20 protein-coding genes are annotated in these 21,278 nt (G+C 61.0%); 12 read left to right on the top strand and 8 right to left on the bottom strand.

Going from position 1 to position 21,278, the window contains the following annotated elements:
* Positions 1-208 precede the first annotated feature (208 nt).
* Both OKW40_RS06595 and OKW40_RS06600 read right to left on the bottom strand, forming a co-directional pair.
* Positions 209-1,384 carry a UxaA family hydrolase gene (locus tag OKW40_RS06595; RefSeq protein WP_018422893.1) on the bottom strand — a complete coding sequence of 392 codons (1,176 nt, stop codon included), beginning with the start codon at positions 1,382-1,384 and terminating at the stop codon, positions 209-211.
* Positions 1,385-1,467: 83 nt separating this feature from the next.
* Positions 1,468-1,737, bottom strand: coding sequence for a UxaA family hydrolase (locus OKW40_RS06600; RefSeq protein WP_018422892.1), 270 nt, complete (start codon positions 1,735-1,737; stop codon positions 1,468-1,470).
* 254 nt (positions 1,738-1,991) lie between these two features.
* On the opposite strand from OKW40_RS06600, the gene OKW40_RS06605 reads away from it, so the two are divergent.
* The 6 genes from OKW40_RS06605 to OKW40_RS06630 all read left to right on the top strand — a co-directional run bounded on the left by OKW40_RS06605 (position 1,992) and on the right by OKW40_RS06630 (position 7,723).
* Positions 1,992-2,777 carry a GntR family transcriptional regulator gene (locus tag OKW40_RS06605; protein ID WP_429355567.1) on the top strand — a complete coding sequence of 262 codons (786 nt, stop codon included), beginning with the start codon at positions 1,992-1,994 and terminating at the stop codon, positions 2,775-2,777.
* Positions 2,778-3,254: 477 nt separating this feature from the next.
* Positions 3,255-4,274 (top strand): ABC transporter substrate-binding protein, encoded by a 1,020-nt coding sequence (locus OKW40_RS06610; RefSeq protein WP_184066444.1) that lies wholly within the window; start codon positions 3,255-3,257, stop codon positions 4,272-4,274.
* 2 nt (positions 4,275-4,276) lie between these two features.
* A complete protein-coding gene (locus OKW40_RS06615) occupies positions 4,277-5,086 on the top strand; it encodes an ABC transporter ATP-binding protein (protein ID WP_429488838.1) in 810 nt (269 codons plus the stop codon).
* Positions 5,079-5,999 carry an ABC transporter permease gene (locus OKW40_RS06620; protein WP_429488840.1) on the top strand — a complete coding sequence of 307 codons (921 nt, stop codon included), beginning with the start codon at positions 5,079-5,081 and terminating at the stop codon, positions 5,997-5,999. Before OKW40_RS06615 ends, OKW40_RS06620 begins: the two co-directional genes overlap by 8 nt.
* Positions 6,000-6,027: 28 nt before the next feature.
* Positions 6,028-6,780, top strand: a complete 753-nt coding sequence (locus tag OKW40_RS06625; RefSeq protein ID WP_429488842.1) for a sulfite exporter TauE/SafE family protein — start codon at positions 6,028-6,030, stop codon at positions 6,778-6,780.
* A gap of 34 nt (positions 6,781-6,814) precedes the next feature.
* Positions 6,815-7,723: a LysR substrate-binding domain-containing protein gene (locus tag OKW40_RS06630; RefSeq protein WP_429405868.1), complete on the top strand. Its 909-nt coding sequence runs from the start codon at positions 6,815-6,817 to the stop codon at positions 7,721-7,723.
* Here the strand turns inward: OKW40_RS06630 and OKW40_RS06635 are convergent.
* The 6 genes from OKW40_RS06635 to OKW40_RS06660 are packed head-to-tail and all read right to left on the bottom strand — an operon-like array spanning position 7,663 to position 12,482.
* Entirely contained in the window at positions 7,663-9,414 is a 1,752-nt protein-coding gene (locus OKW40_RS06635; protein WP_429488843.1) for an L-aspartate oxidase, read from the bottom strand. The two genes, OKW40_RS06630 and OKW40_RS06635, sit on opposite strands and share 61 nt — an antisense overlap.
* Positions 9,415-9,448: 34 nt before the next feature.
* The gene (locus tag OKW40_RS06640) at positions 9,449-10,060 is read right to left on the bottom strand and encodes a FumA C-terminus/TtdB family hydratase beta subunit (RefSeq protein WP_184043520.1); all 612 of its coding nucleotides are present in this window, start codon (positions 10,058-10,060) and stop codon (positions 9,449-9,451) included.
* Positions 10,061-10,106: 46 nt separating this feature from the next.
* On the bottom strand, positions 10,107-10,976 hold the full coding sequence (locus OKW40_RS06645; protein WP_184040191.1) for a fumarate hydratase: 870 nt from the start codon (positions 10,974-10,976) through the stop codon (positions 10,107-10,109).
* A 29-nt stretch (positions 10,977-11,005) separates the two neighbouring features.
* Positions 11,006-11,425: a succinate dehydrogenase, cytochrome b556 subunit gene (sdhC, locus tag OKW40_RS06650; RefSeq protein WP_090805014.1), complete on the bottom strand. Its 420-nt coding sequence runs from the start codon at positions 11,423-11,425 to the stop codon at positions 11,006-11,008.
* Entirely contained in the window at positions 11,422-11,754 is a 333-nt protein-coding gene (locus tag OKW40_RS06655) for a hypothetical protein (protein ID WP_018422881.1), read from the bottom strand. The genes sdhC and OKW40_RS06655 overlap by 4 nt, the downstream gene beginning before the upstream one ends.
* Positions 11,751-12,482 carry a succinate dehydrogenase/fumarate reductase iron-sulfur subunit gene (locus tag OKW40_RS06660; RefSeq protein WP_429488845.1) on the bottom strand — a complete coding sequence of 244 codons (732 nt, stop codon included), beginning with the start codon at positions 12,480-12,482 and terminating at the stop codon, positions 11,751-11,753. The genes OKW40_RS06655 and OKW40_RS06660 overlap by 4 nt, the downstream gene beginning before the upstream one ends.
* A 333-nt stretch (positions 12,483-12,815) precedes the next feature.
* Between OKW40_RS06660 and gcvA the strand changes: the two genes are divergently transcribed.
* The 6 genes from gcvA (at position 12,816) to OKW40_RS06690 (ending at position 21,215) form a co-directional block, all read left to right on the top strand.
* On the top strand, positions 12,816-13,724 hold the full coding sequence (gene gcvA, locus OKW40_RS06665; RefSeq protein WP_429488847.1) for a transcriptional regulator GcvA: 909 nt from the start codon (positions 12,816-12,818) through the stop codon (positions 13,722-13,724).
* Between the two features lie 287 nt (positions 13,725-14,011).
* Entirely contained in the window at positions 14,012-16,510 is a 2,499-nt protein-coding gene (locus tag OKW40_RS06670) for a CoA transferase (RefSeq protein ID WP_429488848.1), read from the top strand.
* A gap of 377 nt (positions 16,511-16,887) precedes the next feature.
* Positions 16,888-17,979 carry an ABC transporter ATP-binding protein gene (locus OKW40_RS06675; RefSeq protein ID WP_018419956.1) on the top strand — a complete coding sequence of 364 codons (1,092 nt, stop codon included), beginning with the start codon at positions 16,888-16,890 and terminating at the stop codon, positions 17,977-17,979.
* A gap of 39 nt (positions 17,980-18,018) precedes the next feature.
* Positions 18,019-19,056: an ABC transporter substrate-binding protein gene (locus tag OKW40_RS06680; protein ID WP_429488850.1), complete on the top strand. Its 1,038-nt coding sequence runs from the start codon at positions 18,019-18,021 to the stop codon at positions 19,054-19,056.
* Between the two features lie 52 nt (positions 19,057-19,108).
* The gene (locus OKW40_RS06685; protein WP_429488852.1) at positions 19,109-20,371 is read left to right on the top strand and encodes an ABC transporter permease; all 1,263 of its coding nucleotides are present in this window, start codon (positions 19,109-19,111) and stop codon (positions 20,369-20,371) included.
* A 4-nt stretch (positions 20,372-20,375) separates the two neighbouring features.
* Complete coding sequence (locus OKW40_RS06690; RefSeq protein ID WP_184043501.1) at positions 20,376-21,215, top strand: ABC transporter permease; 840 nt, start codon at positions 20,376-20,378, stop codon at positions 21,213-21,215.
* The last annotated feature ends 63 nt before the right edge of the window (positions 21,216-21,278 follow it).

The raw sequence follows: 21,278 nt of genomic DNA on the forward strand, positions 1-21,278 counted from the left end.
GCTGCTGCTGGAAAATGGAACAGCGCCGTGCGGCGCGTGCCGGGCTTCTCGGGCCCGAGACGTCACGCGTGTGCGCGCTGCTGCGAAAACTCCATTGAATACAGGGGATCCGAAGCTGACCCGAAGCTAACTGTCATCGCAGCCGCCTGCGCGATCAGGATTCGTGCGCTATGCAGCGCGGCCCGTCGCGAGGACGGGCCCGGAGAAATTACGCGCTTTCGAACAGGCGCGTCAACACGAACTCGCGGTGGCCCAGCGCTTCCGCCGACGTAAAGCGCCCGTTCGCGGTGCGCAGCATCGATTCCAGCAGTTTGTCTCCAGCCTGATCGAGATTCTGTTCGCGCTGCAACAGTCCCGACACATCCACGTCGATATGCTCGCTCATCGTGCGCACCGTACGCGGGTTCGCGCAAATCTTGATGACAGGCACGATCGGATTGCCGATCACGTTGCCCTGCCCGGTCGGGAAGAAATGCACGGCAAAGCCCGACGCGGCGCACAGCGTAACCATCTCGGCCGCGGCTGACGACGAATCCATGAACCACAGGCCCGGCCCCGTCGGTTCCTCGGCCTTGTCGAGCACGCCGTCGACTCTGCACTTCTTGCCGATCTTCTGGATATTGCCCAGCGCTTTTTCTTCGATGGTCGTCAGGCCGCCCGCGATGTTGCCTTTGGTCGGCTGCGACTCCGACAGATCGTCGGTCTTCCAGCGGTTGATCATGTCCTGATAGCGGTCGAACATGAACTGGAAGCGCTCGCGCACCTGGTCGTTCGCGCAACGCGCGGCAACGATCTGCTCGCCGCCCGTGAGTTCGGACGTCTCGCCGAAGACGAGCGTCGTGCCCAACCCGTAGAGCTTGTCGAACGCATTGCCGACAGTCGGGTTCGCGCCGCAGCCGGACGTGGTATCGGATTCGCCGCACTTCGTGGATACCCACAGGTCCGAAATCGGGCATTCTTCGCGATCGAGCGACGTGGCGTACTGCACCATCTCTTTCGCGGTTTTCGAGGCACGCATGATCGTATCGTGATCGCCATGCAGTTCGATGCCGAAGCCCATCACCGGCTTGCCTGACTTCGCAATGCCGTCTACGACGCGTTTGGTCCAGCCTTCCTCGATCCCGATCACGACGACCGCCGCGACATTCGGGTTGCAGCCGGCGCCGATCAGCGTGCGGAAATGCAGATCGAGGTCGGCGCCGAACTGCAGGCGGCCGTACGGATGCGGTAGCGCCATCGTGCCTTTGATGGCCGTTTCGACGGCCAGCGCGGCGGCGTTCGACAAATCGTCGACGGGCAGGATGATCACATGGTTACGCACGCCGACGCGTCCATTGGAACGGCGAAACCCGCGGAAAGTGGTGTTCTGGTCAATCACGCTCATGGTGGCTCTCTTCGATCTGGCTCTGTTGAGTGGGGAAGCTCGCTCGCAATGTCGATGCGCGAGCTGGTCGATCCTCGCGCCGGCTACCAGCGCTTCGTCTTGATGTTGTGAACATGCGCATGTTCACCCGCGCGGATCGGCGCAACGACCTTGCCGATGTCCACGCCGTACTTGAACACCGTGTCGCCGACCGCCATGTCTTTTAGCGCCACCTTGTGACCGATCGGAATGTTCTGTTTCGCCGAGATCGTCACGAGCTCGTCGTCGTCCATGATCCACGCGTTCAATTGGGTCCCCGCCTTGATGCCTTCGACAACCGCCACACCGACGGTGTCTTTCGCTTCGTGCAGCACGATATGAATCGTTTTTCGGTCTGACGAAGGGCTGGCGGAAGATCCTTCACCGGATTGTCGCGGTGCACCTGCTGCGGTGTGGCTCATCAGTTGTCTCCAGTCTGTTGGTACGGTTTGGTTCGCCTGCGTGAACCCATCTTAGGCGGCACATTTGCATATGTCAACCAGATCATCTATATGTGTTTGATGAACCGTATGAAGTAGAATCAATTGAAAGACAGCAGCAATGAAGATGCAACGACAGGATGAGATCGATGAATACGTTGACGACGGGTATCAATCTACCGAACGGCGTGGCCGCCACGCCGGCAATCGGCGGCACGCGTTACAAGGAAGTGAAGAATGCGATGCTGGCCGCGCTGGCCGCGCACGAATGGAAGGGCGGCGAAACGATTCCTTCGGAAAAGCGGCTGGCCGAACGCTTCGGCGTATCGATCGGCACGCTGCGCAAGGCAATCGACGAACTGGTGGCCGACAATATTCTGGTGCGGCATCAGGGGCTCGGTACTTTCGTCGCGCAACACCAGCGTGATCGTCATTTCTTCCGCTTCTTCCGCATCGTCCGCCAGGACGGCGACAAGACCTACCCGAGCGTAACGCTCGTGCAGTTCAGGAAGGCCAAGGCTACGCGCGATATCGCGACGCTGCTGAAAGTCGAAACGGGCGCGCGCGTGTTCACGTTCATCAACCGTCTGGCGCTGCATGGCGAAACGGTGATGATCGACAACATCACCGTACCCGAGGCGCGTTTTCCGGGCCTGACGGAAGCCGCGCTGCGCAGCCGGCCGAGCACGCTGTACAACTTCTATCAGGATGCGTTCAACATCAACGTGCTCGGCACCGAGGAACGCGTGCGCGTCGCGGTAGCCAATGAACTCGAAAGCAAGCTGCTGGAAGTGCCGCACGGCACGCCGCTTCTTGAAGTGCGGCGCGTCGCGTATTCGTACCATCAGGCGCCCGTCGAAGTGCGGATCTCGCATGCGAATACCGCACGCTACGAATACGTCGGTGCTTCGGCATCGCACGAAGAGCCGCTCTGACAAGGCCAGAAGCCAAGCGCGGTGCGCAGCGCCAAAAGCCGCCGGCCGCGCGCCGCATATGTCACGTTTTCCCGCATTTGCAATCAACAGTACGATCACCTACACTCGCTACTCATACAGATGAGTTAAATCACACGGCGCTGAATTCGCTGAATGCCACCGTCACCGAAGCAAGGCATTTCACGCGCAATCCGGTTGCCCACAACACACCATCTGTGAACCTGATTCCGGCCGCGTCGCGCAAACCGTTTTGTCGCGAGCAGGCCGGCAACAAGGAGACACTCACGATGCGTACCCCGCCTCATCGTCATCCCGCTCATGTCCTTCATGTCGCGCCTTGCCGCGTGACGCATGCGTTGCGTCGGCCGCAGCCACGCGAGACCGAATAAGCACACGCAGCCCCCACCCATCCGGTTTATCCGGTGTCGCATTTCAACAGATTGGCCGTGCCGTTCCTGTCGCAAGGAGTGTCCAGCGATGAGCCTTCGTAAAGTTGCCGTATTTCTCTCAACGCTGCTCGCTCTCGGCGCAGCTCTCACCAGTGCGCCCGCCCGCGCCGAACTGTCGGAGATCCGGATCGCGCGCCAATACGGCGTCAGCTATTTGCCGCTGATGCTGATGCAGGATCAGAAGCTGGTCGAAAAGCACGCCGCGCAACTGGGCGTGCCGAATCTGAAAGTGTCATGGGTCGAATTCGCGGGCGGCAACGTGATGAACGACGCGCTGCTGTCCGATTCGTTGCAGATCGCGTCAGGCGGCGTCGCGCCGCTCGTGCTGCTGTGGGCGCGTACGCGCGGCACGCCCGTCGAGGTCAAGGCGCTGTCGGCGATCAATTCGATGCCGCTGCTGTTGAACACCAACAATCCGACGGTGAAAACGTTGAAAGACTTCACCGGCAAGGACAAGATCGCGCTGCCCGCAGCGAAGGTGTCGATCCAGGCAATCACGTTGCAAATGGCCGCGGAAAAGGCCTTCGGCGCCGGCAACCAGGGGCAGCTCGATAAATACACTGTCTCGCTGGCTCATCCCGATGCGCAGCAGGCGCTGCTGTCGGGCAATAGCGAAGTGACCGCGCATTTCGGCTCGCCGCCGTTTCAGGAACAGGAATTGGCCCACCCTGGCGTGCGCACCGTTGTGAATTCGTACGACGTTCTGGGCGGCAAGTCGACATTCAATCTGGTCTGGTGCATGACGAAGTTCTATCAACAGAATCCGAAACTCGTGCAAGCCTTCATGGCCGCGCTCGACGATGCCGAAGCGCAGATCACCAGGGACAAGCACGCGGCCGCACTCGCCTACCTGCGCATCAGCAAGGACAAGAGCAATGTCGCCGACATCGAAAAGATGATTTCGTCGCCCGATGTCGCCTTCACGACCACGCCCGAAAACACGCTCAAATACGCGGATTTCATGGCACGCACGGGCCTGATCAAGACCAAACCCGCCTCGTGGAAGGACATGTTCTTTCCGACCGCCCAATCGCTTCAAGGGAGTTGATCATGCATCGCACGCGTGCTGGAGCCACCCGCGCCACATCCTCGCCGAGCGGCATGCCGTTACTGGATGTCGCCGGCGTAACGCTGCAATACAAGACGCCGCGGCATCTCGTGATGGCAACGTATCGCGTCGACTTTCAGGTATTCGAAGGCGACCGTTTCGTTTTGCTTGGGCCATCGGGTTGCGGCAAGTCGACGTTGCTCAAGAGCGTCGGCGGCTATCTGCTGCCGACGGAAGGTTCGATCACGCTGAAGGGCAAGACGGTGACGAAGCCGGGCCCCGACCGGATGATGGTCTTTCAGGAATTCGACCAGTTGCTGCCGTGGAAGACGGTCAAGCAGAACGTGATGTTTCCGCTGCTCGCTTCGCACCGGCTGTCGCCGCGCGAAGCGGAACAGCGCGCGATGCATTACATCGACAAGGTCAACCTCACGAAATTCTCGGACAGCCACCCGCATACGTTATCGGGCGGCATGAAGCAGCGCGTGGCGATTGCGCGCGGCATGGCGATGGAACCGGACATCCTGCTGATGGACGAGCCGTTCGCCGCACTCGATGCGCTCACGCGCCGCAAGATGCAGGACGAACTGCTGACGCTATGGCAGGAAACGCGCTTCACCGTGCTATTCGTCACGCATTCGATTCCGGAAGCGATCAAGGTCGGCAGCCGGATTCTGTTGCTGTCGCCGCACCCGGGGCAGGTCAAGGCAGAACTCGATACGGCGGCGGCAGGTGAATCCGCTGCCACGCTCGAAAAACGCATCCAGCACATGCTGTTCGAAGACGAAATCCACGAGGCAGAAAATGTCTGACGCTACCGCACACGGTTCCGCATCCGTCCATCCGCCCCGTGACGACATGATCACGCGCGCGCCGCGCGGCGAGATCATTCGCGAACCCAGCGATGCACAGCATTTCAGCGTCGTCGAAAAGCCGCTGTCACTGTTCGAGCGCCTGTACAACCAGAGCTGGCTGCGCAAGTTCCTGATCCTCGCGCTGCTCGCGCTGGTCTGGGAAGTCTACGGACGCTGGCTCAACAATCCGTTGCTGTTTCCCACTTTCAGCGCGACCGTCGACGCGTTCTGCACGAGCATCGCAAACGGCGAACTGCCCGGCAAGGCATGGGCGTCGATCCACGTATTGCTGCTCGGCTACGGCTGCGGTCTGCTGCTGGCCGCGTTGCTGACGGCCGCCGCGATCACCTCGCGCATCGGCACGGACTTTCTCGAAACGATGACCTCGATGCTCAACCCGCTGCCCGCCATCGCGCTGCTGCCGCTCGCGCTGATCTGGTTCGGGCTCGGCAACGGCAGCCTGATCTTCGTGCTCGTGCATTCGGTGACATGGTCGGTCGCGTTGAATACGCACTCGGGCTTTCTGTCGGTGAGCAACACGCTGAAAATGGTCGGGCGCAACTATGGGTTGCGCGGCGGGCGCTACGTCGCCGCGATTCTGGTGCCCGCTGCGTTCCCGAGCATTCTGACCGGCCTGAAGATCGGCTGGGCCTTCGCGTGGCGCACACTGATCGCGGCGGAACTCGTGTTCGGCGTGAGTTCGGGTTCCGGCGGCCTCGGCTGGTTCATCTACGAAAACAAGAACCTGCTCGACATCGCGAACGTGTTCGCGGGTCTGTTCACGGTGATTCTGATTGGCCTCGCCGTCGAAAACCTGATCTTCCGCGTACTCGAACGCCATACCGTGCAACGCTGGGGCATGCAGTCGTGAAGCATGACGTGCACGCACGGGAGGCTCGTTGCTAAGCGCCGACATCGCGCTGCTGGTGATTGGAGGCAGCGCGGTCGCGGGCTTCGTGTCGGGGCTGGCGGGATTTGCGTTCGGTCTCGTCGCGATGGTGTTCTGGGCATGGGCGCTGCCGCCGCAAGCGATCGGGCCGATGCTCGTGGTCGGCTCGCTGGTCGGACAGATGCTAACCGTGCATACGGTGCGCTCGCAGATACGGCCGAAGATCATCGGTCCGTTCATCGCAGGAGGCATCGTCGGCGTGCCGATCGGCGCGATGCTGCTGCCGTTCATCGATCCCGTCGGCTTTCGGATCGGCGCCGGTCTGCTGATGATCGTCTATTGCGGCGTGATGCTCGCCGCGAAAGATCTGCCGACGGTGACGGCAGGCGGTGCCTGGGCGGACGGCGGCGTCGGTGTGGTCGGGGGCATTCTGGGCGGCATTGCGGGGCTCGTCGGTCCGGCACCGACCATATGGTGCATGCTGCGCGGTCACAACAAAGATACGCAGCGCGCGATCTGCCAAAGCTTTTTCATCGCGATGCAATCGCTGACGCTCGTCACGTATGCACTGACGGGCCTGATCGGCAAGCAGACGTTAGTACTCTTCGGCTGGATGCTGCCGTCGTCGCTGCTGTTTGCGTGGCTCGGCTCACGGCTTTATCGGCGTCTGTCGGACACCGCGTTTCGCCGGGTGCTGCTTGCGCTGCTGTTCGCTTCGGGCGTGGCGCTGCTGGGCTCATCGCTTGTTCACGCGATAAAGTAATGCCGATGCGGCAACGTCAAGCGGAGTGAGCGTCATGAGTGCGATTCGCTATTTCGTCACGTTTCTGTCCGTCGCGCGCCACGGCTCGTTCGCCGCAGCCGCCGACGAAGTGTGTCTCACGCAGGCCGCCGTGAGCCTGCAGATGCGTTCACTGGAACGCGATCTCGACATGGTGCTGTTCGAACGGGGCGCGCGCTCGGTCGCATTGAGCGAACAGGGACGCACGATCGTGCCGCTCGCCGAAACGCTGGTCGCCAACTATCGGCGGATTCTGGCCACGGCGGGCCGCGACGAACTGGCGGGCGTCGTGCGGGTCGGCGCGCTGGTGTCGTCGCTGATGGGCGCGTTCGCCGATGCGATGCTGAATCTGAAACGCCGCTACCCGCGCCTCGAACTGAAGCTTTTCACGGGCCTGTCGAGTGACTTCACGCTACGCGTGGAGAACGGAGAACTCGACGCCGCCATCGTCACGCAGTCGCCCACCGGCTTTCCCGCCGCGTTGAAGTGGACGGTGCTGTATCACGAGCCGATGGTGCTGATCTCGTCGGCTGACAATCCGCGCGCGCACGTCGACATGCTGCTGCGTGAGCCGTTCATCCGTTTCGACCGGCAGACGTGGACAGGCATGCTGATCGACGACGCGCTGCGCGGCCTCGACGCTTCCGTGCACGACATCATGGAGCTGAACTCGCTCGAATCGATCTGCGAAATGGTGAAGCGCGGTTTCGGCGTTTCGGTAGTGCCGCGCCTCGCGAATGCGAACTGGAATCACGAATCAGGGCTGCGCGTGACCGAGTTGCCCGAGCGGATCGCGCCGCGCCGCGTCGGCCTGCTGGAACGGCGCGAACACGGACGCGAAGCGTTCACGGCCGCCGTGAAGCGTCACTTCACGACGGCGGCCGACGTTTCCGCCAGTGGCAATGATTCGTCGAGCAGCGACTGACCAGGCTTCACGCGCGTGAACTGCACGCGCCGGCGGCTGGTTTCGAAGGCGTTCTGCTCAAGCCGCAGGCATACATACTCGGATGTGTCCAGATCTCCGGCGTCGGGAAAGTCTTCGCGGAAATGCGCGCCGCGCGAATTCTCGCGCAGCAAGGCCGACTCGGTGATCGCGCGGCTAACGAGCATCAGGTTGTGCAGGTTCATCCAGTCGTGCCACGACAGGTTGAAGCGCAGATCGCGTCCATCGACACCCGTGCGGTCCAGCCGTTCGCCGATGTCGATCAATGCGCTTCTCGCGCGCAGCAAGCCCTGCTCGTCGCGCAGAATGCCGACGTCGCGCCACATCAACTCGTACAGGTCGTCGCGTATCGATTCGAGCTCGCCCGCAGGCTGGCCGAGCGGCCGCGTGCAACGTTCGATGGCGCGCTCGATCTGGCTGGCATCGGCGGTGGCGAGGCGCCCATGGCGCGGCACCCAGCGCGCGAGCGTCTCACCCGCAATGCCGCCGAACACCGTCGAATTCGCGACGCCGTTGCCGCCCAGCCGGTTCGCGCCGTGCACGCCGCCCGCATCCTCGCCCGCGACGAAGAGGCCCGGCAGCGTCGTCGAACAGTCGGTCTCGAACAACACGCCGCCCATCATGTAGTGCGCGGTCGGCACCACTTCGACCTGGCCGCCCGCCAGATCGAAGCCGCAATCCGCGCAGCGTTCGACCATGCCCTTGAAACGCTGGCGCACGCTGTCGGGCCCGAGATGATCCATGCGCAGATAGACGCCGCCGTTCGGCGTCGTGTTGCCCGCGCGCAGTTCACGGTAAATGCTGCGCGAGACGATGTCGCGCGTCGCGCGCTCGCCGCGCGGATCGTAGCGGTGCATGAAGCGCTCGCCGTCGCCCGTCAGCAGATAGCCGCCCGCGCCGCGCAGCCCTTCTTCGAGCACGGTGCCCGTCATGCGCGTATGAGTGCCCGCCAGCAAGCCCGTCGGGTGGAACTGCACCATCTCCATGTCGCGCAACGTGAGGCCGGCACGCAGCGCCATCGCCATGCCGTCGCAACTCTTGTCTGCGCTCGGCGTGTGGTACTTGTACATCGTGGGGCCGCCGCCCGTCGCGAGCAGCACGGCCTTCGCGCGCACGAAGACGAATTCGCCGCTGCGAATGTCGATCATCAGCACGCCGGCCAGTGCGCTGCCGTCTTCGGACTCGATGAATTCCACCGCGCGATGTTCTTCGAGCCGCTCGATCCCGCGCGCCCACACCTGTTCGGCAAGCCGGCTGATGATCTCGATGCCAGTCTGATCGCCCTTGTGCACCGTGCGGTCGAAGGTTTGCCCGGCGAATGCCTTCTGCTTCAGCGTGCCGTCCGGGTTGCGGTCGAAGAAGCAGCCCAGTTCGTTTTCGAGTTCGTTGATCCGCTCGACCGCGCGTGTCACCAGCGTCCACGCGAGTTCCTGGTTCGACAGCCATTTGCCGCCTTCGATCGTATCCATGAAGTGACGTTCGATCGAATCGCCCTGTGCCAGCGCGACGTTATAGCCGCCCTGCACCATGCGCGTACAGCCGCATTTGCCGAGCAATCCTTTCACGGCGATCGTGATGCGCAACTGCGGCGCGTCGGCCTGCGCATGCAGCGCGGCAAACAGGCCTGCGCCGCCGCTGCCGAGAATCAGGATGTCGGTATCCACGTGCTTCATGGTCGGTTCCCGTGATGAACGACGCTGCGTTCGTTCAGCTTCTGATGCCCAGCGACGCGAGCACCGCTTCGCGCCGCTCACGCGTGCTCTGCTGGACCTTCGTGTAGACGCTGCCGCCGTGACTATCCATCGCGACGAGCAGCGGGCCGAATTCGCCGATCCTGAAGCGCCATAGCGATTCGGGGTTCAGGTCGTCGAGATCGACGTCTTCGATCTGTTCGATCCATGTCGTCTCCAGCGCCGCCGTGCCGCCGACGATCGCGAGATACACGCCGCCGTATTTTGCGAACGCATCGCTCGACGCCTGCCCGAGCCCGCCCTTGCCGATCACGATGCGCACGCCGTATTGCGCCATCAGCGCCGCGGTGAAGCGCTCCATGCGTGCGGACGTCGTCGTGCCGACGCAGACAGGCTCGTAGCCCGCCGGATGTGCGTCCGAGCGTGGCACCTTGCGCACGTTCGGCGCGGTGTGAATCACCGCATGGCCGCGCAGATCGAAGCGAGTCGTGCGGCCACGGTCGAACATGTGGATCTGCGTGGCGTCGCGGATGCCGAACAGCGTGCCTGTCAACGTAACGGTGTCGCCCGTGCGCAACGCGCGAATCTGCGCTTCGCTAGCGGGCATGGACAGGGTGTGATGAGTCATCGATCGTTCCTTGACGGTGTGCGTGCCGATGCGGACAGCCCGCGTGTCAGTAGCCGTACTCGACGCCCGCCGGCGTCAGCGTGGCGCGCGCGCGGCGGGCCGAATGACACTGCATGTTCACGGCAACCGGATTCATCGTGATATGCGTCGCCGCCAGTTCGAGGTGGACCGCGAACGATGTCGCGTCGCCGCCGAGCCCCTGCGGGCCGACGCCCAGGCGGTTCACCGCGGCCGACAGTTCCTCCTCCAGCGCGGCCGCCGCCGGATCGTCGCAATGCGTACCGAGCGCGCGCGTCGCGGCACGCTTGGCGAGCCACACGCACAGATCCGATGTTCCGCCGATGCCCACGCCTACAATCGTCGGCGGACACGTCTTGCCGCCCGCATCGACCACGCAGTCGATCACGAAGCGTTTGATCGCGTCGACACCTTCCGCCGGAATCGCCATTTTCAGAAACGAGTTGTTTTCCGAACCGCTGCCCTTCGGAATCATTTCGATCACGAGCGTGTCGGCTGTCGAGTCGAAGTCGATATGGATCGCGGGCATCAGCACGCCGCAAGACGAATGTTCGTTGTTCCGCGTCAACGGATGCACGACCGACGAGCGCAATGGATGCTCGCGCGTGGCCCGTTCGCAGCCGCGCCGGATCGCTGCTTTCAACGCGACGCCGTCGAGCGCGAGGCCCGTGCCGATCGTCACGTTGTAGATCGGCAGCCCGGTGTCCTGGCACAGCAGGTTGTCCTGATCTTCGGCAATCGCGATATTGGTGCGCATTGTGCCCAGCACGCGGCGCGCGGTGTCGTCGGTTTCAGCGCGTTCGAGGCGCGCGATACCGTCCTTGATGTCGGGCGGCAAATGCTTCAGCGCGCGTATGTACAACTGCTTCGCGACCTCTTCGATCTGCTGCATGTCCATTGATGAATCTCCGTCGGGGGACCGTGCGTTCACGACGTGAGCGACAGCGCAAACGCCAGCCCGATGACCAATGCGCCGCCCGCTGTCGCCGCGATCAGGTTCTTGCGCAAACCGCTCCATGGCCGGTATTCGATGAGCAGAATGCGCACGCCGCCGAACAGATGCGCGGCCAGCAACGTGACGAGGCCCCACTCGGCGAATACGAAGGCGGGTTGCCTCGTCACGGCGAGAAACGACTCGAACGATGCTGCGCCGTGCAAAGCGGTGCCGAGCGCCCAGAAGTGCAGCGGCAGAAAGAAGGCGAGCGCGAGTCCGGACAGACGGTGCACAAGAAAGGCCCACCACGCGGGATGGTTGCGCGCGCGCGAGTCGGCGCGCCGGCCAGGGGTGCGGTGTCCGGCGTGGTTCGTGTCTGTTGCCGGTTTCGCTGCGCGTGCCATGTCGCTCATTGCGGCCCTCCTACCAGCGCGAAGACCGCGCGCAGACCGGCAATCGCCAACGCAATGCCGACGATCACGCTCGCCACCCCGACGCTGCGCCCGCGCCAGCCGAGCCACTCCTCGGCGATCCTTCTCAAGCCGACAGGCACATGCGCGGACGACGCAAGCACGAACACTGAATAGAACACCGCCCACGCCGTATTGCCGTGCAGACGCGCGATCACGTTCGCCGCGCTCAGCCCGCCATGCACGACGATAATCATGGTGACAAGATGGACGGCCACGCATAAGGTCAGCACCATCGCCGACAGGCGCTGCAACTGCCAGCCGCTCATCATCGCGGTTCTCCTTTCGGCGCATGGCCGCGAAGCCGCTTCAGGCCAGCAATGCTGGCCGTCGGCTGCAGCGACTTGGGACACCGTTCGGTACACGAGCCGAGCGTATGGCACGAATGACAGCCTGCGTCGTTGGAGACGGCTGCGACGCGGGTTTGCTGCTGGATGTCGCGTACGTCGTTGACGAGCGTCCACGCACGGTTGAGCGCGGCGGGTCCGAGATAGTCGGGGTTCCATGCGACGACGTCGCAGCTCGCATAACAGACGCCGCAGCCAATGCATTCCATCCCCGCGTCGGCCGCCTTGCGTTCGGCGGAGGCGGGATCGACGCAAGCGGCAGGTTCGTTACGCGTGTGCTCGCCCTTGAAATAGCCCTTCGCGTCGCGCCATTTGTCGAAGAAGGCGGTCATATCCGTCGCCAGATCCTTGATGACGGGCAGGTGATTGAGAGGCGCGATTTCGAGCACGTCACCGGCGTGCTTCATGACTTTGGTGACGTGCGTGCGGCAGGTCCATCGCGCGCGGCCGTTGACGGTCATTGCGCATGAACCGCACATGCCGACCCGGCACGCAAAGCGATAGGACAGCGTCGCATCCAGATGGCGCTGGATGTGGATCACGACGTCGAGCACGGTCTGACTTTCCATGCGCGGCACGTCGAAGCGCTGAAAGCTGCCTTCGTCGTTACCGCGCCAGACGTCGACCTTGAGTTGCGGGGGAGTGGTTCGCATCGTGACCGTTGAGGTTCGAATGATTGCGAAGCCAGTCTAAGGGGCGCGCGCCGCCCGTCAAAGCCAAAGATTCTTGTTGCAAGCTCAAGGTTTTTTTATGCTCGCGGGCGTGCGAGTGCCTGTGAGAACGCTCTTGAAACCGCCCCACCAGGCTTGTCATTTCAGAGTGTTCGAAATTCCGCGCTAACATATGTTCGATTGCCCAATTGGAGTGCGTACGCACTCGTCGACGCCTGGGAACGCCGCCGCGTCCGCGGGTCTGGTGGATCCTGAGTTGCCGCAACACGCAACTAATCCACGAAGTCGGACAGCTTTAGTCAAACGGTCTGCAGAATGAGAAAACGATTACCTCCGCTTAACTGGTTGCGCGCATTTGAATCCTCTGCCCGGCATCTCAGTTTCACCCATGCGGCGACCGAGTTGAGCCTGACCCAGGCGGCGGTAAGCCAACAGGTGAAGGGACTCGAGTCGCAGTTGGGGGCAGTCCTCTTTAAGCGCTTGCCAAGAGGACTCGAGCTCACTGAGGCCGGGCTAGCCTATTTGCCGGTTGTCCACGAGGCCGTAGAGCGACTGGCGGCCGCAACTGAAGAGATCTTCGGGCAAGGTCACGGCAGAGTCCTTACCGTTCGGGTCAGCCTGGTGTTTTTTACCCATTGGCTGGCAATGCGCTTACCCGACTTTCGTGAACGCCACCCCGAGGTCAATCTGCGTATCACCAGCAACATATGGGGGGGCGATTCGAGCGTGACCGACGTCGAAGCCGATATGGAAATCCGCTATGGACATGGAGAATGGACGGGACTCAAGGCCGAGCGGCTGACCTGGGATACGTTGCTGCCGGTCTGCGCCCCATTCTTGCCCTCCGAACAGGCGCCACTGGCTACGCCGAAGGATCTCCGTTACCACGAACTACTCCACGTCCTCGGCTACGAGGAGGGCTGGGGATACTGGTTGAAGAAAGCAGGCGCGGGACAGGTCGACTCTTCGAAGGGAATGCAGTTCGATACCTTGATCTCTGCTTTGAGAATGGCCGAACTTGGTCAAGGGGTGGCCTTGGCGCGCTCGTCGCTGGTCCAGTCGATGCTGGACACCGGGCAACTGATAGCGCCTTTCGAATCCCGGCTTACGACCAGTGAAGCTTTCTACCTGGTCTATTCTCCGCACAGCATCGTCAACCCTGATGCCGCGGCGTTCGTGGCCTGGCTGAGTGCGAAGGTTCAGGAGGGGCGTGCGCGGAACTGATCAGGCAGGTGGACATCGCACGTCCATTTCGCCGGGCTGCCAGTGATCGACTGGTCATTTTCCGGCGCATTCACTCCGCCGGCCTCAGCCATAAATAAAATAGCCCCATCCTCGGTTTTTTTATTGCTTTACCGGCTCCCCGTTGTATCCGACAGTGATCCCCAGTTCGTCGCCAAGGCCCCTCGCCTCGCATTCGAAATGCGGTTGATTGGTGCTGGCGGCGACCCACCACAATGATGACCTGCGTTTCGGAAGATCCGCAGGTCCTGGAGATGAGTCGGTGAGCCATGGGAAAGCATGATCAACTGCCTTTTAGCGGCGTGAAAGTCATCGACTTTGGCCAGTACATCGCCGGCCCGGCCGTGGCGATGATCCTGGCGGATCTCGGCGCCACCGTCATTCACATCGATCCCCCTGCTGGGCCGCTTTGGGACAGCCCGGCCAATGCCGTACTGAACCGCAACAAGTATTGCTTGCAGCTTGACCTGAAGTCCGCGCAGGGGCTCGAGGCGGCCATGGCATTCATCGCGCGTGCCGATATCGTGATCGAGAACTTCCGGCCGGGCGTCATGACCCGGTTGGGCCTGGACTTCGCCGAGCTGCGTCGTCAAAGACCCGAGCTCATTACGCTGTCCATCCCTGGCTTCGCCAGCAACGACGAGTTGCGTCGTCACTGGCGCGCCCTCGAGCCGATTATTGCGTCGGCCTCCGGGGTATTCACCGATATGGGTCAGAACCGCGTACTGATGGGGATAAACCCGAGCTTTTCGCCGCTGCCGCTTGCCTCGTCCTACGGCACCATGCTGGCTGTCTCCGCGGTGGCACTCGCTCTGCAAGCGCGGGAGCGCACGGGAGTGGGTGATCAAATCGAGGTGGCTCTGGCCGCGGCGGTGATGGAGGGGCTGTCTTACAACTCGATCAAGATCGACGGTTATCCCGAACGCTACAAGACCTTGCGCGAAAAGGAAATTGAGCGGCGGCGCTCGGAAAATCTTCCGATGAACCTCAGCTACGAAGAACTGCAAGAATATCTCGACCCCTTTTACCGCACCTACGAGTGCGCGGACGGTCGCAAGTTCTATGCGGTATGCCCGTCACACCGCTCGCACGCCAGGCGTTGCCTTCAGGCGATGGGGTTGTACGAGGAAATGCTATCTGCCGGGCTGCCGACAGTGAGCGACCCCTACCTTCCTATCTCTCAGTGGGAGGGGGACGCCTCGCTCGGTGTCTACCCGTTGCCTGACCATTGGGCCCGGCGCATTTCGGCACGCATGAAGGAGGTGTTCCTGACCAGGACAGCGACCGAGTGGGAAAAAATTTTCGGCGAAGGCCGGTTTCCCGGTGCGCCCCACCGATCGACTCAAGAATGGTTGCATGACGAACACGCCAACGCCGCGGGTCTGGTGGTCGATGTCGACGACCACCAGTACGGCAACATGAAACAGCCCGGCGCGATCGCCTGGCTGGAAGACAGTGCCGACTTGATGCTCTCGCCCGACTCACGCCGCACGGTGAGTCTCGAAGAAGCCCTGGCCATCCTGGATAAGTGCGCGCCCACGGCACTGCCGCCCCCATCTGAACAGCATGTTGGCGGCTGGCTTGACGGTGTGCGTGTCCTCGATCTGACCAATGTCATCGCGGGTCCGCATTCGACCTCCTACCTCGGCCGGTTCGGCGCCGAGGTTATCAAGCTCGACCCCGTAACGCCCAACTATGATCCCTGGAACACAGTGGTCTTTGGCATGTCTTCGGGCCGCGGCAAGCAAAGCGTCCTGGTCGACCTGAACCACCCTGACGGACGCGAGGTGTTTAACCAATTGGTTCGTTCGGTTGATGTGATCGTGATGAATGCACCGGATCGTCAACTGGCACCTTTGGGTCTTGACGAAGCCAGTCTCCAGGCCGTCAACCCTGGCGTGATTTTCTGTCAACTGGATTGCTTTGGGGGACCGCGTCGCGGCCCGCGGACCGATTATCTCGGTTACGACGACTTGATCCAGGCCAGCACCGGCATCATGCTGCGCTTCGGCGGCGGCATGGCAACGCCAGAGGAACACGCTCACGTCGGAACCATCGACGTGAATTGCGGGTTCGCTGCAGCGCTCGGCGTTGCCGCCGCGTTATATCGCAAAGCCAGAACCGGCCAGATCAGCCGTGCCCGGACCTCCCTGGCATCGCTCGGCAACCTGGTGCAGATTCCCTTCTGCTACGACTACCCACGGCGGGCCCCGTTCGATGAGCCTTCCGGCCGTAGCGCCCAGGGCTTTGGCAACCTGTCACGCTTCTTTCGGGCCGCGGATGACTGGTTGTATGTGGACGCCAGCGAAAAGGAACTGGACAAGCTAAACGCCGTAGAGGGGCTGACGGGCATCCGCGACGCGGCAGATCCCGCAGCGTTTCTCAGCTCCGCGTTCGCCACGGCCTCCGCCGAAACCTGGCAGACGCGGTTGCAAGCGGCCAATGTGGCGGCAGCCATTCCGGACAATATCGACAACTTGCGCCAACGCTACAGCCGCCCTGCAGACAATCGTCCGGGTATCGATAACGCCAGCTATTCATTCAGTGTGTATGCCGAGCATCCGAGTGGACGACGCGTCATCCAACTCGATCCTTTTGCGATTCGCCCTCACGTTGCTCCGATCCGCGCACTGGCGCCAGCAGAAAAGTTTGGTGCCTCGACCCGAGGGGTGCTGCGCAAGATGGGCTACAGCGATACCCAGATTGCGACGTTGATTGCGCGAGGGGCAGTCGGCGAAAGCTGGAGCGAGGAGTACTTGCCCAGCTGAACACGTCACCGTTGCGGGCAAGCCGGAACAAATCGCGACCGCTCCGCTGATGTGTGGGCGCGGCCGATAGCAGCAAGCACCCTGGAAGAAAAAAGGCTGTAGCGAAGGGGTGTTCGAATATTTATAAGATTGGAGACGAAGATGCACGTACGACACCGCAAGCTCCCGGGTACCGAAAACACCCGGCGAGGCGCAGAAATCGTTATCGAGAACCTCAATCGAGCTACGCAGCACATGGCGCGAAAACGCCCATGGCGAGGCACGGGGAAGGAGGTACCCTGTGCGCCGCCCTGTCGCCGCAGCCGATCTGCAGACACAGCACTACCGCCTGCGCTGCCAGGTGCCTTCCGCACCGAAAGACATTGAGGGTAACGATCATGCAAGACCAGGGCAACACATTTGTGAGCTTCCGCAATGTTCGGAAGACATACGACGGAGAAACACTCGTCGTCAAAGACCTGAATCTCGACATCCAGAAGGGGGAGTTTCTCACTTTGCTTGGTCCGTCTGGCTCGGGAAAGACCACCTGTCTCATGATGCTCGCCGGGTTTGAATACCCAACCGATGGCGAAATCTGGCTGGATGGTCAGTTACTTAATCGTATTCCGCCGCATAAACGCGACATTGGAATGGTATTTCAGAACTATGCACTCTTTCCACACCTGACCGTCGGACAGAACCTCGAGTATCCCCTCAAGGTTCGCAAGATGCCGCCAGACGAGCGGGCCGCGCGCGTCAAGCGGGCGCTCGAGATGGTCCACATGGAAAAGCTGGGTAAGCGAATGCCAGGTCAGCTCTCAGGCGGTCAGCAACAGCGAGTGGCGCTTGCGCGTGCGTTGGTGTTCAACCCAAAGCTTGTGCTGATGGACGAACCGCTTGGCGCGCTGGACAAACAGCTGCGCGAGCACATGCAGATAGAGCTCAAGGCATTGCACGAATCTCTTGGCCTGACCTTTGTGTACGTCACACACGATCAAGGTGAGGCGCTCACGATGTCTGATCGAGTAGCGGTCTTTGATCAGGGGGTGATCCAACAGCTCGACCAGGTCGACTCGCTCTACGAATCGCCGAGGAATCTGTTTGTAGCCAACTTCATTGGTGACAGTAACCGGGTGGAAGGCACCGTCGTAAGCCGGGATGGTAATTATTGCGAATTGCGCATTGCAGACGGTACGACCGTACGCGCGCTGAATGTTGCCGGGCTCAATGTCGGTAGCCACGCCACAGGGGTGATCCGTCCCGAGCGGCTCTCGATTGGACGGCAATCCGAACAGCAGCGCAATGTCATCAACAGCGAAACGCTTGGGATGATCTACTTCGGCGATCACGTCCGGCTACGCTGCCGCTGCCCCGGAGAAACAGAGTGTTTCGTGAAGGTTCCGCTCGGGCAGGACGGCGCGGCCCATGTCCAACCGGGAAATCGAATCGCGTTGTCGTTTCATGAAGATCATCTGAGAGTTTTCAATTGACCACGCGTAGCGAAATCACCTTGTGCCAAGGAGAACGAAATGAGGTTCTTTAGAAATACGGTCGGCGTGGCTGCCATGATGTGTTGTTCCGCTTTCGCATTGGCCGACGGCCTTACGACGGTCAATTACGGTGGCGCCGTGGGGAACGCCGAGAAGGCTGCCTGGGTTGAACCGTTCTCGAAAGCGAGCGGTATTGCGACGAATGCGATTGAGTACACGGGCGAAATGGCCAAAGTCAAAGCGATGGTCGACGCCAAAGATGTCACGTGGGATGTCGTTGAAGTCGAGTCGGCAGACATCGGACGCGGCTGTCAGGACGGACTCTTCGAGAAGCTCGACTGGTCGAAGATCGCGAAAAAGGGTGATCTGGTGCCTGGATCGGTGACTCCCTGCGCTGCCGGTACATTCGTGTGGTCGACCGTGCTGGCATACAACCCGACGCTGACGAAGGGCACGCCACAGGGCTGGAAGGATTTTTGGGACGTCAAGAAATTTCCTGGCAAGCGTGGCATGAAAAAGGAGGCGCGTTATAACCTCGAATTCGCACTGATGGCAGATGGCGTTCCGGCGAAAGACGTGTACACCGTGCTGGGCACGGAGGCTGGCGTCAATCGGGCGTTCAAGAAGATGGCCGAGCTCAAGCCATACATTCAGTGGTGGGAGGCTGGCGCGCAGCCGCCCCAGTTCCTGGTCGCCGGTGATGTTTCGATGTCCACCGCGTATAACGGCCGCATCGATGCCGCAATGCGGGCGGGGAACAAGAACCTGGGTATTTCGTGGTACCAAAGCATCTATGAGCTGGACTATTTCGTAATTCCGAAGGGCTCGAAAAATAAGGACGCAGCCGAGAAGTACCTTGCCTACGTGCTCGAACCGCAGTCCCAAGCTGCGTTCGCGCAGCACATTCCGTACGGGCCAACCAACAAGGGCGCCTTAAAGTTGCTTGATGCAACCACTCTTGCAAACCTGCCTAACTCGCCGAAGAATGGCAAAGATGCTATCCCCAACGACGTAGGGTTCTGGACCGACCATGGTGATGCGCTAGAACAGCGTTTCACCGCGTGGGCAGCGCAATAACGCGAATCGCGTACCCATCGCTCGAACACATGGGTACGCGAAGGAGAGAGACATGAGCGCGGTAACTACTCAGCAGCAGGATTGGCATTTGCGTGAGCTCAAGCGATCGCTTAGGAACGTGAATTTACGTAAACAGATGGCGGCGCTGGCGCTGGTCGCTCCTCTTGCTATTTTCATTTTTCTGGTATTCGTGATGCCCGTTGCATCCATGATTTCGCGGTCGATTCAGAGTCCGGAAGTCGTTGACGCGTTGCCAGACACGACGGCGGCGCTGCGAAACTGGGATCGGAAATCGGCAGTTCCGGATGACGCTTTTCGCGGGCTGATGCTGGATATCGAGCGCAACGGCGGGAACAACAGTTCGGGTACCGCTGCCGGTCGACTGAACGGGCAGAAGGAGGGTTTCCGTTCGCTGTTTTACAAGACTTCCAGCGCACTTCCGTTCGGCGACGATGATTCAGCGCTGCCTGCGCACGAGGTGCGACAAAAGCTGATCGAAATCGACCGGCGTTGGGAAGATCCCGGTTACTGGCAGGTAATCGCTAAAGATTCATCCCGATACACAAGCCAGTATCTCCTCGCGACGATGGACTTCCGTCGCAATTCTGCCGGTGACATCGTTCCGGTTGATCCAGGCGCCTCGGCATATCGGGAGGTATTCAAGCGAACGTTCGTGATTAGCGGCCTGGTAACGCTCGCCGCGCTGCTCCTCGGCTACCCCCTGGCATATTGGATCTCCAGTCTGCCGGCGGGTAAGGCAAATCTGCTGATGATCCTGGTGCTCCTTCCCTTCTGGACTTCGATCCTCGTGCGGATCTCCGCCTGGATCGTCATCCTTCAAGGATCGGGCCTCGTCAACAAGGCGTTGCTGTCGCTGCACCTGATATCGTCTCCATTGACACTGCTGTTCAACCGGACGGGGGTGCTGATCTCGATGACTCATATCCTCCTGCCCTTCATGATTCTGCCGCTGTACAGCGTCATGAAATCAGTGCCAGCCAGCTATACGAAGGCAGCGATCTCGCTGGGTAGTCACCCGTTCGGCGCGTTCTGGAAGGTCTACTTTCCGCAAACGCTGCCAGGAGTCGGCGCCGGCGGACTGCTGGTATTCATCACGGCTTTGGGCTACTACATCACTCCGGCATTGCTGGGCGGAGCCGGCGACCAGATGGTGAGCTACTACATCGCCTATTTCACGAATGTGGCCTTGAACTGGGGCATGGCGTGCGCACTGGGAGCGGTTCTGCTTCTCGTGACGTTGATACTCTTCGCTGTTTATCGAAAGATCGTTGGCAACGAACTGAAGGTAGGTTAGGACCATGAAAACGACCGTATTGCGTTTTGCACCTTATACATCGGCTCCCGAGATCGCGTGGCACTACTTTTTGCGATCGACCAATGTCATGATCCTGCTTTTTCTGGTCTTGCCGATACTGGTGATCATCCCGCTTTCTTTCACGGACAATACATTCCTGGTCTATCCGATACACAAGTTCTCGTTCAAGTGGTACCACAATCTGTTTACGTCCATTGACTGGCTTCGTGCCGGAAAAAACAGCTTCATCGTAACCCCGCTTGCCACGATCCTGGCCACTGTCCTCGGGACGTTGGCCGCGTTGGGCCTCAACAAGGCGACGTTCAAAGGCAAGGGCGCGCTGATCGGCATTTTGATTTCGCCGATGATCGTGCCGGTGATCGTCACTGCCGTCGGGATGTATCTGTTCTTTGCGAAGTGGGGCTTAGCCGGGTCGTACCTTGGTCTGATTTTGGGTCATACCGCTATCGCTGCTCCATTCGTGGTGGTCACTGTCAACGCCACCCTTGCCGGGTTCAACCAGAATTACGTGCGCGCGAGCCTGAGCCTCGGTGCGTCGCCCGTCAGGACGTTCTTCTCCGTCACCCTGCCGATCATTGCGCCGGGCGTTATTTCTGGAGCCCTGTTTGCATTCGCCACGTCGCTCGATGATGTCGTCATCACGATGTTCATCGCGGGTCCGACACAAGGTACATTGCCGTTGCAGATGTTCATCGGCCTCCGGGAAAACATTACGCCGACGATTGCTGCCCTTGCGACAATTCTGATTGTATTTTCGAGCCTGCTTCTGGTGACGATGGAGTGGCTGAGGTCCAGAAGCGCGGCGCGACAGATAGCGACGTGACATTGCTTGCCGCGGCACCGGTCGCCTTATGCCCGTGGAAGCCGTCAGGCATGGCGCAGTGGT

The sequence above is a fragment of the Paraburkholderia sp. RAU6.4a genome (assembly GCF_050435625.1).
GTDB lineage: Bacteria > Pseudomonadota > Gammaproteobacteria > Burkholderiales > Burkholderiaceae > Paraburkholderia > Paraburkholderia tuberum.

What these genes read in the sequence shown, in the direction of transcription:
- sdhC (WP_090805014.1), bottom strand. Translation starts at nt 11,425, where the DNA reads ATGAGCGACATGGCACGCGCAGCGAAACCGGCAACAGACACGAACCAC.
- OKW40_RS06615 (WP_429488838.1), top strand. Translation starts at nt 4,277, where the DNA reads ATGCATCGCACGCGTGCTGGAGCCACCCGCGCCACATCCTCGCCGAGC.
- OKW40_RS06655 (WP_018422881.1), bottom strand. Translation starts at nt 11,754, where the DNA reads ATGATGAGCGGCTGGCAGTTGCAGCGCCTGTCGGCGATGGTGCTGACC.
- OKW40_RS06660 (WP_429488845.1), bottom strand. Translation starts at nt 12,482, where the DNA reads ATGCGAACCACTCCCCCGCAACTCAAGGTCGACGTCTGGCGCGGTAAC.
- OKW40_RS06630 (WP_429405868.1), top strand. Translation starts at nt 6,815, where the DNA reads ATGAGTGCGATTCGCTATTTCGTCACGTTTCTGTCCGTCGCGCGCCAC.
- gcvA (WP_429488847.1), top strand. Translation starts at nt 12,816, where the DNA reads ATGAGAAAACGATTACCTCCGCTTAACTGGTTGCGCGCATTTGAATCC.
- OKW40_RS06605 (WP_429355567.1), top strand. Translation starts at nt 1,992, where the DNA reads ATGAATACGTTGACGACGGGTATCAATCTACCGAACGGCGTGGCCGCC.
- OKW40_RS06680 (WP_429488850.1), top strand. Translation starts at nt 18,019, where the DNA reads ATGAGGTTCTTTAGAAATACGGTCGGCGTGGCTGCCATGATGTGTTGT.
- OKW40_RS06595 (WP_018422893.1), bottom strand. Translation starts at nt 1,384, where the DNA reads ATGAGCGTGATTGACCAGAACACCACTTTCCGCGGGTTTCGCCGTTCC.
- OKW40_RS06635 (WP_429488843.1), bottom strand. Translation starts at nt 9,414, where the DNA reads ATGAAGCACGTGGATACCGACATCCTGATTCTCGGCAGCGGCGGCGCA.
- OKW40_RS06620 (WP_429488840.1), top strand. Translation starts at nt 5,079, where the DNA reads ATGTCTGACGCTACCGCACACGGTTCCGCATCCGTCCATCCGCCCCGT.
- OKW40_RS06610 (WP_184066444.1), top strand. Translation starts at nt 3,255, where the DNA reads ATGAGCCTTCGTAAAGTTGCCGTATTTCTCTCAACGCTGCTCGCTCTC.
- OKW40_RS06685 (WP_429488852.1), top strand. Translation starts at nt 19,109, where the DNA reads ATGAGCGCGGTAACTACTCAGCAGCAGGATTGGCATTTGCGTGAGCTC.
- OKW40_RS06645 (WP_184040191.1), bottom strand. Translation starts at nt 10,976, where the DNA reads ATGGACATGCAGCAGATCGAAGAGGTCGCGAAGCAGTTGTACATACGC.
- OKW40_RS06670 (WP_429488848.1), top strand. Translation starts at nt 14,012, where the DNA reads ATGGGAAAGCATGATCAACTGCCTTTTAGCGGCGTGAAAGTCATCGAC.
- OKW40_RS06640 (WP_184043520.1), bottom strand. Translation starts at nt 10,060, where the DNA reads ATGACTCATCACACCCTGTCCATGCCCGCTAGCGAAGCGCAGATTCGC.
- OKW40_RS06690 (WP_184043501.1), top strand. Translation starts at nt 20,376, where the DNA reads ATGAAAACGACCGTATTGCGTTTTGCACCTTATACATCGGCTCCCGAG.
- OKW40_RS06675 (WP_018419956.1), top strand. Translation starts at nt 16,888, where the DNA reads ATGCAAGACCAGGGCAACACATTTGTGAGCTTCCGCAATGTTCGGAAG.